The organism is uncultured Campylobacter sp. (assembly GCF_938045625.1).
In the GTDB taxonomy this organism is placed as follows: Bacteria; Campylobacterota; Campylobacteria; order Campylobacterales; family Campylobacteraceae; genus Campylobacter_A.
In genome coordinates this window covers 21,709-35,372 of sequence record NZ_CALIAV010000050.1, presented here as the reverse complement: position 1 = coordinate 35,372, position 13,664 = coordinate 21,709, and the positions used below count along the sequence as shown (strand labels likewise).

Below are 13,664 nucleotides of genomic sequence, written 5' to 3'. Positions count from 1 at the left end.
GAGAAAAGAATTATAAAAATGTGGAAGATATATTAAGAGATGCACCAGGAGTTGTAGTACAAAATACAGCTTTTGGACCAAGAATAGATATGAGAGGTAGTGGTGAAAAATCATTAAGTAGAGTTAAAGTTTTAGTTGATGGTGTAAGTATCAACCCTACTGAAGAAACAATGGCAAGTTTACCAATTAATGCCATCCCTGTGGAATCTATCAAAAAAATTGAAATAATTCCAGGTGGAGGAGCCACTCTTTATGGAAGTGGATCTGTTGGTGGAGTTGTAAGTATTTCCACAAACTCAAATGTAACTAAGGATAATTTTTTTATGGATCTAAACTATGGTTCTTATGACAATAGAAACTTTGGTTTTGCAGGAGGATATAATTTTAATAAAAATCTATATGTAAACTATGGTTTTAGTTATTTAAATAGTGAAGATTATAGAGAACATGAAGAAAAAGAAAACAAAATTTATTTACTTGGTTTTGACTACAAAATAAATGCACAACATAGATTTAGATTTCAAACTAGATTTAGTGATATTAAACAAGATTCATCTAATCAAATTCCTGTTGAAGAATTAAAGAATAACAGAAGAAAAGCAGGACTTAATATGGATATAGACACAAAAGATAGAAGTTATACTTTTGATTATGAATATAGGCCAACTCAAAATTTAACATTATCTACAAGCTTATATAAACAAGAACAAAAAAGAGATATTAGCACTGAAAGTGTAGATGATATTAAAATTGTTGCTTCTAATAGAAGATTTTCTCATATAACACAAGAAAAAATTTTTTATGATGTAAAATCTGAAATGCAAGCTAAATTTGAAGAAGATAAAAAAGGATTAAAATTAAAAGCAAAATATGATTATAACTTAATTGGAGATAATCCAAGTGAAACAATAGTTGGTTTTGACTACCAAACTTCAACAAATAAAAGAAATTCACATGTGCAATCTGAAACATTAAAATCATACTATGATAGTTCTTTTGGTGGTTTTGGTACATTAGGAATAGATGATAGATTACCAATTATAAATAAAGTTGATATGAAAATGACTAAAAAATCTTCTGGAATTTATGCTTTTAATAAATTGGGATTGACTGATAAAGTTGATATGACTTTTGGTGGAAGAATGGAAAGAACTCAATATAACGGTTACAGAGAAAATGGACCAAATGTTATGCCTTATGTATCTCCTGAAAAGAAAATAATAGAAACTGATGAAAAATTAACTAACTTTGCTGGTGAACTTGGTTTCTTATATAAATATAATGATACTGGAAGAACTTATGTAAGATATGAAAGAGGATTTGTAACTCCATTTGGAAATCAACTAACAGACAAAGTCCATGATACGGAATTAAAAAGTACTCAATCTGGACTTATAGTACCTCCAGCTGTTAATGCTGCCTCTAAATATGTTGCCAATAATTTAAAATTTGAAAAAACTGATACTATTGAAATAGGCTTTAGAGATTATATTTGGGGTTCATCAGTTAGTACATCATTCTTCTTAACAGATACAACTGATGAGATAACTTTAATTAGTTCAGGCTTAACTAATCCTGCAGTAAATAGATGGAAATATAGAAACATTGGAAAGACAAGAAGAATGGGAATAGAGTTTGAAGCTGAACAAAATATTGGAAAATTTAGATTTAATCAATCTCTAACTTTAATTAATACAAAAGTATTAAAATCTAATGATGAAGCTAGAATAGAAAAAGGTGATAAAGTTCCTATGGTTCCAAGATTAAAAGCTACTTTAGGAGTAAAATATAACTTCACAGATAGATTATCAGGTTACTTAAATTATGTTTATTTAGCTAAACAAGAAACTAGAGAACTTAGAGAAAACTCTGATATATCAAAAGATGATGTTATTGTAAAACACACTATTGGTGGACATGGAACATTGGAAGCTGGACTTTCATATAAACCAGATAACTATTCAGATATAAAAATAGGTGCAAAAAATATTTTATCTAATAAATATAATTTAAGAGAAACAAGCTTAGAAGCTTTGCCAGCACCTGAAAGAAATTATTACTTACAACTAAATGTTAGATTCTAATTTTTCTAAAAAGGAGTAGACATAATGAAAATAAAAAAACTAATAATGATATCATTAATAGTAGCTGCAACAGCTTCTTATGCTAATGAAAGAACAGATACTATTAAACAAATTAATAAAATAATAGATAATGCAATAATTAAAGCAATAGAAAACGATAAAACTAATCCTTATTTAAAACAAAGTAGAATAAAAGCGATTAAAGAACAAATATTAACTGCTATAAAAAAAGATTTAGATGAGCCTGGTTTAAGTCATCTTGATATTCCAGAAATATTACCAAAAATAGATAAAGAAATTAAAAAAATTGGTGATGGTATAGGGCCTAAAAATAATTATAGAATAATCCAAGAAAGTAAAGAAGTTATACAACCAATAGAAAAAACAGCTTATGAAGGTTTTTTAAGAGTAGTTGATGAACAAAATAGAATAAATGGTATTAAATCAAATTATTGGGAAAAAGGAAATGTAAAAGCCCAAAGGACACATAATGGAGTTGATTTAGTTCCTATTGCTCATGTAGTTTATAAAAATGCTGCCTCAGATTCAAGAGAAGAACCTAATTCAAATTCAAAGATTAGAAGAAGTTCTCATACTATTGCAGATTTAGCTGAAAAAGGTATTGGAGCTTTTGATAAGGAAGACTATTCTGAATTACCTTACAAGAACAGTGATCAATTCTATGAAAAGAGATTTTATTTTGGAGCAGGAAATACTGTAAAAGATATTGTATTCTTAAACAAAGAAAAATTTTCATCAGAAGTAGAAAATACTAAAAAGAATAAAAATGAAAGATACTATATAGAAGGTGAATATAAAATTGTAACAACTAATGCTACTGAAGATGAAAGATCAAAAAGTTTTGGAGCAGAAAAAGATGTAAATCCTTTGGATATAACTATGAAAGAATACAGAACTAGAATAGAAGGAAAATCTAAGGCAGAAATTTCAGCTTTCTTAAAAGAAAAAATGGTACAAAAAAATATAAAAAATGTAATTCAAGAGGGAGAAGATTTATATACAGTTGATGATAAAGGTAGAAAATGGAAAGTTGATTGGAAATTAGAACCTGTATCTGTTGAAAGTGGAAGCAAGACTGAATATAAAGATACTGTTTTTACAACTATTAATTATTATAGTCCATTTAATGATAAATCAACTACTGATAATAGAGGAAAATTACTATATACAAAAGATGGAAGTATCTTTGCACAAGATAAAAATAAGTATACTAATGATGTAAGTTTAAAACTTACTGAAACTGAAACTAAGGTTGAAACTAAAATAAAGAAAATGGTCAGAGTTACAAGAAAAGATGAAAAACTTGTAGCTCAGTTAAGCCCAGCTGAATATGAAGCTAGAAAAAATGAATTTTCTGATCGTAGTAAATATAAAGTTGAACAAACTTATGATTATAATTTTGATGAAGTTTTTCTTATCAGTGAAATTTCTAAAGTATCAAAAGATTTTGATATAGATGATAAAGAAAATATAAAGAAATTTAAAGGATATATAGGAACTGAAGAAATTATTACTAAGAAAGTTACAGAAACTGTAAAAACTAATAAAGAAGTTACAAAAAATCTAAATGAATATATAAGAGTTGCTAAAGAAAGAGCTGAAAAAGGTGAAATTCCTCGTAATCAATTTGACCAATATTTTTATGATAAAAAGAATTTAACAAAAGAGGCTTTTGAAAATAAATGGGTTAAACCTTTTAAAAATCCAGATTATCTAAAGGCTAAAGAAAATTATGAGAGAGAATTAGCAGAAACTAGAAAAAAAATGAATGAGCTTGAACCAGAATATAAAAAAGCTATAGACGATGAAGCAATTGCTTATGATATGCCAAATAGACCTAGTGATTTTTATGGAATAGTAGATTGGCCATCTAAAACTGAACAGCAAAAAAAGGCATATTTGAATACCTTAACTCCTGCTGGTAGAAAATATGTAGAAAATTGGGTAAAAGCATATGAAAAACGTGTTAAATTACATGCTAAATACTTTGAATTAAATGCTTTAATAGCTGATGGAACTATTGCTAAAAAATATGGTTTCTGGGATAATCCTGCTGCCACTGCTGAACAAAAAAAATATGTTAATTTAGGTGGAGTAGATGGACTTATAAAAGATTTAGATTTAACTAGAAGTATTGCAGGTAAAAATGTTGAATTTAGAGGAATAGGAAGAATAGAAGGAACTGTTGATTTAGGAGAAGGTAAAAACACACTAAAAATAGCAGAACAAATGACTGGGCAATATGGAACTAGTATAACATTAGGAGCTTATGCAAAACTTAAAAATATAGATACTGTTGAAGTTGGAGGTTCTTTAAGTCTTGATGATTCACAAGCTTCAATATCTGGAAGAACTTCTTTAAAAATGGATATAGATCCCACTAAGAAGAATAGTGAAGGACATTATTATCAACATGCTTTAAAAGACTCTGATCCAAATATAAGATTTATAAAATACGGAACAACTAATATGGATAATAGAAATGATTTTACAATTGAACTATTAACAAGCAAAATTAGTGAAAATGAAGCTATTATTGATATGGGAAGAAAAATAGATTATACTTGGCATGATATGAAAACTGGAAAAGACTATGATATGACTATTCCATTTATATCAGATTCAATAGCTCATCAATTAATTAATAATAAAAAATTATCTAAAAATGGAACTTCACTTTTAGAATTAAAAACAAGAGAAGAATTAAGAAGATTAAATAGTGATGAAAATGCTGTATATAGAAGTATTAGAAATGCAAATAAATTAGGTATTCTTTCTCCTACTCTTACAACAACAAATAAAAAGACTACTTTTAATACTGTTGATGAAGAAAAAGAAGCAAAGAAAAAGAAGGATTTAATAACATACTTAAAAACTAAAACTAATGAAGAACTAGTAAATGATTTATCACAATTTAATTTAAGTGAAATAGAAAAGAAAGAAGCAATAGAATTAGTTAAGAAATTAAAAAATAGTGATGATTTTAAATCTATCATGAATAAAGAAAAAGAGTTAAAAACAAAGTTAGATGAAATTAATAATTTGGAAAAAGATTCTAATTATCAAAATTTACATTTTCAAGAAATTTTTAATAAAATAGAATCAGACTTTGGTAGTTTATCTAGTAAAGTGTACTCGCTATATCCAAATGAAAAAGATTTAGAAAAACAATTTGAAACAGATCTTAAAAGAGAAGACTCTTATACACTTGTAAAAAAAGCAGTTTTATTAGCTGACAGGAATCCTGAATTAAAAGCTAAATTAAATTCTATAAAAAATGAATTAAAAACTAAATTAAATGATACTAGGGAACTTTTAAAGAAAGATTTAGCAACTATAAAAGAATTAAAAGCTAAATATCCTAATTCTAAGTTTGGGGAAATAGAAAAAACAATAGAAACTATTTTGTCAGGTGATAATTTAGAAAGAATGGTTTTATCATCAAGAGATTATAATAAAAATTCAGATCTTGCTGACCTTGTATCTGATTTCAAGAAACTAGTTTCTGATATTTCTTTACAATTAAAAGAAAAAGAAAGTATTGAAAAAGTTTTTATTAAGATTGGATGCGAAAAACAAGCTGCCGAACTGTTTTCAAATCTGTGCACATATGATAATGCATTAAAAGAAGGTTTAAATACAAGTCCGTTATTAGCAAATTTATTTTGCTATGAATTGGATGCAGACATAAGATCCTCGATAGCTAAAAATGTTGTTTATACTAGATACGGGGACGACATTACTTTTTCTTCAGATGAAAATAATTTTATAAAAGCAGATGATTTGCAAAAAATACTAAACAAATATAATCTTAAGCTAAACAAACAAAAAACTTTATTTGCAATACAAGGGCAACCACAATATGTTACTGGACTAAGTATCTCAAACAGAGAATATCCAAGAGTGCCCAAAAGACTAAAAAGAAAAGTTAGACAAAAATTATATTATATGAATAAATTTTTTGGGAGTAATTCAGAAGAGGAATTACTAAAAAGATTATATGGAGAAATTGCATATATAATTGGAATAGAAAAGGATTTAGGAGAAAAATATAAAAAAACTTTTTTGGAAATTCTAAAAAATAATAATTGTACAATAGATAATGCATCGGCTAAAACTTTCAAGGTAACTACAGCCAAACGTATCTTTCATTATATAGATGAAAGCGAAATTATAATTAACGCAGATAAACAGTATTTAGCAATATGTGTGGTTTCCATAATTGGCGATTCAGATAAGAAAAAAAATATTCAAAAATTATACGATCTAAAAAATAGCTTTCTGATAGATGCCAGAGATGAGTTTATAGAGAAAGAAGGTCTTTTCCACTATACAAGCGATAATACAGAGATAAAAATCAAAGTCCAAGATTTATTAAGAGGGCTAGAATACGAAGCTTTTATCATTTTTGATAAATTTAATAAAAAAGTAGCCAAAGAAGAATACCAAGAGTTGTACTATAACCTATTTAGTAAAGTTTTTAACAAAATACTATTGAATCGTTTTGGAGATGCAAATAATTATATATGCTATGAAGAGAACAGTAAGATATCAACAAACAAATTAAGTAGTTACTTGCGTAACGAAAAACATTCTACAAAATTTCAAATAGAAAAAATATCTAAAGAAGACATTCTGTCAACTCTACCAGATTATATCTTAGGAACCTTTTGTAGCCTTGCCAAAGAGGAAAAGTTAATAGAAAAAATAGAAGATCAAAAATACCCATTTACATTAAGAAATTTAAATAAATTATCAAGTAAAATAAGACTAATTGTAGATAATAACAATAAAATATACTACTCAAGGCAAAATAATAACAAAGGCAATTTTCTAGAAATCAATAGAAATATAACAGGCTAAAAATTAGGAAGTCATTATCATTAAAATATCACAAGCTATTTTAATTATAGCCAAAATAGCTTGTGATTTATCAAATTTACCCTCACGCATCCTTACCGTTTATCGCATACGCCGAGCGTAAAAACACGTCCGTGCCCGATAGCAGCGCGCTCTCGTCAAAGTCAAACGCGCCGTTGTGATGCCCTGCGGCGAGCTTGGTACCGATCATTAGATAGCCGCTCTTACCGCCTGCTTTTTGCACGGCGTGCATAAAGTGCGCAAAGTCCTCGCAAGCGCCGAAATTTAGATCCCGCACGATGAGCTCGTCCTTGATAAAAGGCGACTGGCGCGCGGCGCGCTCGTAGATATCGGTGATCTCCTCGCTACTATCGCCTCCGCTCGTGCCGCCGGTTAGCTTCACGTCGTACTGCACGCCGTACATCTGCGCGACGCCCGCGACGATATCCATGCATTTTTGAAACATAAATTCATTTAGCTCGGTCGTTTCGCCGCGCGTTTCGCAGGCGATATAGCCGTTTGGCGCGATGACGTTTCGCCCCTCGCCCGCTCGCAAAACGCCCACGTTTATACGCGTGACGCCGTCGGCATGTCGCGTGATACCGTGCATAGCTAGAGCCGCCTGAGCTGCGGCCAGTAGAGCGTTTGCCCCTTCTTGCGGAGCGCCCGCCGCATGAGCCGATCTACCCGTGAAATTTACGTCAAATTTCGACGTCGCAAGAAGCTTGTTCGTACCGCAAATGATGCCGCTGCTAGTCTTTGCCTGAAAGCCGATATGACCGCCCAGTAGGTAGTCCACGCCCTCTAGCACGCCTGCTTGCTCCATCGGCACGGCGCCTCTGGTGCCCTCCTCGGCGGTTTGAAATATAAATCTAAATTTGCCTTTAAAATCGTCCAAATTTTGCGCGATGAGTTTAGCCATCGCAAGGCCGATCGTGATGTGTCCGTCATGCCCGCAGGCGTGAGTGATGCCGTCTATATCGGCTCTAAAGCCCTCTTTAAACGGCCTATGCGCCTCATCCTTGCTCTCGGTCACGTCCACGCCGTCAATGTCGAATCTAAACGCAAGCGTCTTGCCCGGCCTGCCCGTATCAAGCTCGGCCACCACGCCCGTTAGCCCATCCTCCATCACGGGCAAAAACTCTCGCTCGTCGGCGCTTAGCAGGCTTTTTGCGCGTTCTAGATACTTCTCTTTATCTTTCTCGCTGCCTAGCCCTGCCCTGGCTTCGGGCTTCATTATCTCGCGTCCCATTTTTAGGCTGTAGCCGAGCTTTTTTAGCTCGCTAGCGATCTTTGCCGTCGTAAAAAACGTGAAAAATCCAGTCTCGGGATGCGAGTGAAAAAACCGCCTATTTTTCACCATTTCGTCTTTTAGCGCTTCGACTTTTGCTGCTACATTGTCCATTTTTGCTCCTTAAAATTAAAATTTTATTATTTTTCTTAAGGCTAGATTATACATCAAGATTAATTTTAAAAGCTTAAATTTGGGTTCTAAAATGATAAATTTGACTCTTATTTTTGTAAGGCTACCTTGCTTGGTGTAAATTTGATAAAATCACTTTTTAAACCCCGATTTACATAAAAGCGGTGCGGGTTTAGCGAGCTAGGCAGTAAAATTTGGGCGTTAAAATTTGAGTTCAAATTTAAAATGTCGTCAAATTTGAACTCAAATTTACAAAACGAGACAAAGAGGCAAATTTGACTTCAGCCGCCGCACACACCCGACTAACCACAAAATAAACTCCACGCAAAAGCTCAAATTTGCCCTACAGTTAGCCTATTTTATGCTATTTTTTAGCTTCATTATTCGCTCGTAGGACTCCTCGATGCGTTCTTTTGGTATCTGCTTGGCACCCACCGCGTCCACGACTAGTTGCGTGACGAGCTCCGCGGTCCTGCGCCCGTCTATTTTGTAGTCGCTAAAGAGCATCACGTCGCCGCCGGCGTTGATAAAGTTTATCACCTTTTCTTGCAGCGTAAAGTCCTTTAGTCCGCCCATGAGCATGTCGTCGCTGATGACTACGCCGTCAAATTTGAGCTCGCCGCGCAGCAAGCCGTCGATGATCGCCGGTGAGAGCGAGGCCGGCAGCTCGGAGTCGCGCTGCATGAGGTAGATGTGGCCGACCATTATCATCTTGGCTTCGTTTTTGCGAACCGCATCAAAATACGGCTTAAGCTCGGTATAGTCAAATTTGTCGATCACGACCTTGGCGGTGTGGCTATCGGCCTCGACGTTACCGTGGCCGGGGAAGTGCTTCATCGCCGCTATCACGCCGCGAGCCTGTGAGGCCTTCATAAACTCGCTCGCATACAGCGAAACCTCGTCTATATCGGCGCTAAACGCCCTTCCGCGCGAGCCGATGATCGTGGATTTTGGATTTAGCACGTCGGCCACGGGAGCGAAATTTACGTTCACACCGACGTCTTTTAGCTGTTGCGCCATCTTAGCGTAAAGCTCGCCAGCAGCGGCTAAATCGAGGGTTTTCGCTACTTTTTGCGCCGAGATAAAGGTCTCAAATCCGCTTTTGTCCTTAAATCTCGTGATTTGCCCGCCCTCCTCGTCGATAGCGATAAAAATGCCTTTTTGCGCCTCTTTAAATGCGTTTGTTAGCGCTGTAAGATTTTTTTTATCAGAGATATTTTTACCGAGCAACATCACGCCGCCGAAACGCTGATATTTGGCCTCCGAGACGGCTTCTTTGGCGGTTTTGGGATCAGAGCCGTTGAAACTTACCATTATCATTTGGGCTATCATTTTGCGAAGAGTCGGCTTTTCTTGTGCTTGCGCATCGGTGGCGTTTAGCGCGGTCGGCAAACCCGCCAAAAATAGCACCGAAAAAAACGCTGCAATAAATTTTTTCATATCTTTCCTTTTTTTGTTTTTGCGGATTTTACACTATTTTAGATAAATTTAAGGACTTTGAGCGTGATTTGGAGCGAGCTGACGCAGCAATCGGTACTAATTTCACATTTCGCGTTGCAAATCTCTATTTTGCAGTCCATATCGTCGTTTATGGTATCGTATCGTCTTTGCAAAATATTTTACTACGGCGTTTGCAAGTAAAATTGAGATATTTTTGGCGATTGACGCTGGGTACTTTCTTGTTTTGCTTTTTTCGTTGTCGGTTAAAATTTTTGAGCCGCTACAAAAAACAACATAAATCATATCGGTAGATAACGGCATTAAATTTAGCCTTTTAAAATTTGACGGATGCAGAAGTCTGCAAATTTCACATAAATTTGTAATTATTTAAATTTTTAATCTAGTCTCAAAAGGCAAATCGCAGTCTTTAAAACATAATTCACCTTTAGCGCAAAGTACGCTTTAGCCAAATTTTATTTTTTACTTAGTAGATCTCTCAGGCTTTCCTGCACGTCTTTACCGCGCAGCATCGCCGCGACCTCGTTTACTATCGGCGTATAGATGCCCTTACCGGCGGCAATCTTTTCTATCGCGTACGAGGTATCCACACCCTCGGCGACTTCGCCTAGATCGTTTAGGATTTTATTTAGGCTCTCGTTTTTAGCAAGCCCCAGGCCCACGCGGTAGTTGCGCGATAGTACAGACGAAGCCGTGAGAAAGAGATCGCCCGCACCGCTAAGACCCAAAAACGTCTGCTGCTGCGCACCAAAATACTCGCCAAACCTCGCCATCTCGACAAGCCCGCGCGAGATGAGGCTAGCTCTAGCGCTGTTACCAAGCCCAAGCCCATCGCAGATACCGCCTGCGATAGCGATAACGTTTTTATACGCGCCCGCGATCTCGGCACCGATAACGTCGCTGCTAGCGTAGGTTTTGATATTTTTCGGGAAAAGCGCTGAAATCTCGCGTGCTAAGGCTTCGTTTTTGGAGTTTATAACGAGCGCGCACGGAAGGTCGTTTTGTATCTCTTTAGCAAAGCTCGGTCCCGATAAAAAGGCTAAATTTGCCGCATCAACGTGCTGCTCGTAAATCTCGTCTAAAAATCGCAAACTCGAGGTTTCGATACCCTTTGAGGCGACTAAAATTTTCTGTCCAAAGTTTTTAAAATGCTCTCTTAGCCAACCGCTAACGGACTGCGAAGGTATGGCAACGACTAGCAGATCGCGCTTTAGCGCCTCCTCTAAGCCGACAAAATGCGCACCCTCAAGCTGCCTGCGCGAGCTGATAACGCAGTCGTTTTTTTGCGAAAGCGCATGAAAAAGCGCGCTACCCCACTTCCCCGCTCCAATGATGGCTATTTTCATTTTTTCTCTTTTTTGTGATTTACGTTTATTTTAGCTAAATTTGACTGGCCCGCTCGCAAGTCCAAACCTTAATTTTGCAAAAATTAAACGGATTAAATTTGACCACGCCGCCCGTCTCTATAAAATAAAATTTGACGCCTCAAATTTACTTTCTGGGCCAAATTTGACCCAAAAACCAACGCCACCAAACAGCGGCGCACGCAAAATTTAACCTAATTTTTCTTTCAAAAGCTCATTTACTTTTGCGGGGTTAAACGCGCCTTTGCCCTCTTTCATCGTCTGACCGACGAAAAATCCAAAAAGCTTATCCTTGCCGCTCTTATACTCGGTTACCTTATCGGCGTTCGCGCTTAAAATTTGATCTATTATCGCCACGATAGCCGAGTCGTCGCTGACTTGTTTTAATCCCAATTTTTCGATGACGCCGTCCACGCTCTCGTCGTTTTCTATGAGATAGTCAAGCACCTCTTTTGCCGCTTTAGCGCTTATCGTACCGTCTTCTATGCGGCGCAAAAGCTCTATCATCTTAGCTGAATTTACGGGTGATGTCTCGATCGTAGCGCCGTTTTTAAGACGCCCCAAAAGCTCGACAATTAGCCATGTAACAGCCAGTTTCGGCGATATTTTTGCTTCCACGAGCTCTTCGAAATACTTCGCCGTCTCCACGCTGCTCGTTAAAATCAGCGCATCGTCCTCTTTTACGCCAAGCTCGCGCCCGTATCTAGCGACCTTTTGTTCGGCAAGCTCAGGGATCTTGATCGCTTCGTTATACATCTCCTCTGGGATCTCGACAGGCAGAAGATCAGGATCGGGGAAATATCTATATTCGGCGCTATCTTCCTTGCCTCGCATAGAGCGCGTGACTAAATTTACAGTATCAAAAAGGCGCGTCTCTTGATAAACTTCTTCATCGTATTTGCCGTCTTCCCACGCCGCGCTTTGGCGTTCGACCTCGTAGTCGATCGCTTTTTGGATAAATCTAAACGAGTTTAAATTTTTAATCTCGACGCGCGTGTAGAGTTTACTATCGCCTTTTGGGCGTATGCTGACGTTAGCATCGCAGCGGAAGCTTCCCTCTTGCATATTAGCGTCGCTGATGTTTAAAAATCGCAAAATCGAGTGCAGTTTTTTTAGGTACGCAACCGCCTCGTCGGAGCTACGCAGATCAGGCTCGCTCACGATCTCAAGCAGAGGCGTGCCGGCACGGTTTAGATCGACTAGGCTCTGTCCGCTCTCGTGAATGTTTTTGCCCGCGTCCTCCTCAAGGTGCGCGCGAGTGATGCCGATACGTTTTTTTTCGCCATTTACATCGATAAAAAGCTCGCCTTTTTCCACTATCGGTATCTCAAACTGCGAAATTTGATAAGCTTTCGGAAGGTCTGGATAAAAGTAATTTTTACGGTTAAAAACCGAGCGTTTATTTATAGTAGCATTTACCGCTGCGCCAAAGCTTATCGCCTTTCTCACGGCTTCTTTGTTTAGCACCGGCAAAGATCCTGGTAGTGCCAGGCAGGTCGGACAAACGTGCGTATTTGCCTCGTCGCCGAAGCTCGTAGAGCAAGAGCAGAAAATTTTAGTTTTTGTATTAAGCTGGGTGTGAACCTCAAGCCCGATAACGACTTCAAACATAATTTGCCTTTTATTTAAAATTTAGGGCTTATTTTAGCAGGATTTTTATTTAAGTTAGATAAAAAGAAGGGGTTGCGCCCGCCGATTTTTAGCGTATTTTACCTGGCGGACACGTAAATTTAACTTTTAGTGCTCATCGTGACTAATCAAAATTGCACCGGCAAGATACACGTAGGTAAGAATCATAAAGATAAATGTTTGCAAGCACGCCATAAACGTAAGCAAGACAAACGCCGGAAGCGCAGCGTAAGACGCAAGAGCAAGTACGACCAAAAGGAACAAATCATCACCCTTGATGTTACCGAAAAGTCTGAAAGAAAGCGATACGACGCGAGACAGATGCGAAACGATCTCGACGATAAACATTATCGGAGCTAGCCATTTGTTCGGTCCCATGAAATGCGCAAAATACTTAACCACGCCATTTACGCGGATACCTTCGTAGTGATAAAACACAAAAACCACAAGCGCTAGCGTAAGGGTCAAATTTAAGCTCGAAGTCGGGGCTTCAAATCCAGGTATAATGCCTATTATGTTACTTACGAATACGACTAAACCGATAGTAGCGACTAGCGGCAGGTATTTTCTAGATAGAGATTCGCTGCCTAGCACGTCCTTGCCCATAGATATGACGCCCTCTAAATATGCTTCGAGGATGTTTTGCATTCCGCGAGGCACGAGTTGCAAATTTCTAGTTGCAAATTTTGCCATTATAAGCACAATAACGACGACCAAAAAGAGATGTCCCGCATAATTTACAGCATGGATAACGTGTTCATTGTCGGTAAACAAAGAAGCGATCCAACCTGTAAATAAAAACAAATTTTCTTGCATGGATTAACC

At 36.6% G+C, this 13,664-nt stretch carries 7 protein-coding genes; 2 read left to right on the top strand and 5 right to left on the bottom strand.

Features of this window, described 5'->3' with window-relative positions; genetic code table 11:
* Together Q0386_RS04950 and Q0386_RS04945 are read left to right on the top strand one after the other, a co-directional pair.
* A partial coding sequence (locus tag Q0386_RS04950) for a TonB-dependent receptor (protein ID WP_299027915.1) occupies positions 1-2,084 on the top strand: 2,084 nt, incomplete at its 5' end.
* 24 nt (positions 2,085-2,108) lie between these two features.
* Positions 2,109-6,968 (top strand): reverse transcriptase domain-containing protein, encoded by a 4,860-nt coding sequence (locus tag Q0386_RS04945; protein ID WP_299027911.1) that lies wholly within the window; start codon positions 2,109-2,111, stop codon positions 6,966-6,968.
* Between the two features lie 82 nt (positions 6,969-7,050).
* On the opposite strand, the gene Q0386_RS04940 is transcribed toward Q0386_RS04945, so the two are convergent.
* The 5 genes from Q0386_RS04940 to Q0386_RS04920 form a co-directional block, all read right to left on the bottom strand.
* Entirely contained in the window at positions 7,051-8,370 is a 1,320-nt protein-coding gene (locus tag Q0386_RS04940; protein ID WP_299027908.1) for an amidohydrolase, read from the bottom strand.
* A gap of 372 nt (positions 8,371-8,742) precedes the next feature.
* A complete protein-coding gene (locus Q0386_RS04935; RefSeq protein WP_299027905.1) occupies positions 8,743-9,828 on the bottom strand; it encodes a glycoside hydrolase family 3 N-terminal domain-containing protein in 1,086 nt (361 codons plus the stop codon).
* Positions 9,829-10,301: 473 nt separating this feature from the next.
* Positions 10,302-11,192, bottom strand: a complete 891-nt coding sequence (locus Q0386_RS04930; protein WP_299027902.1) for an NAD(P)H-dependent glycerol-3-phosphate dehydrogenase — start codon at positions 11,190-11,192, stop codon at positions 10,302-10,304.
* Positions 11,193-11,399: 207 nt separating this feature from the next.
* Complete coding sequence (gene gatB / locus Q0386_RS04925; RefSeq protein WP_299027899.1) at positions 11,400-12,821, bottom strand: Asp-tRNA(Asn)/Glu-tRNA(Gln) amidotransferase subunit GatB; 1,422 nt, start codon at positions 12,819-12,821, stop codon at positions 11,400-11,402.
* 126 nt (positions 12,822-12,947) lie between these two features.
* Positions 12,948-13,655: a F0F1 ATP synthase subunit A gene (locus Q0386_RS04920; RefSeq protein WP_299027896.1), complete on the bottom strand. Its 708-nt coding sequence runs from the start codon at positions 13,653-13,655 to the stop codon at positions 12,948-12,950.
* Between the last annotated feature and the right edge of the window lie 9 nt (positions 13,656-13,664).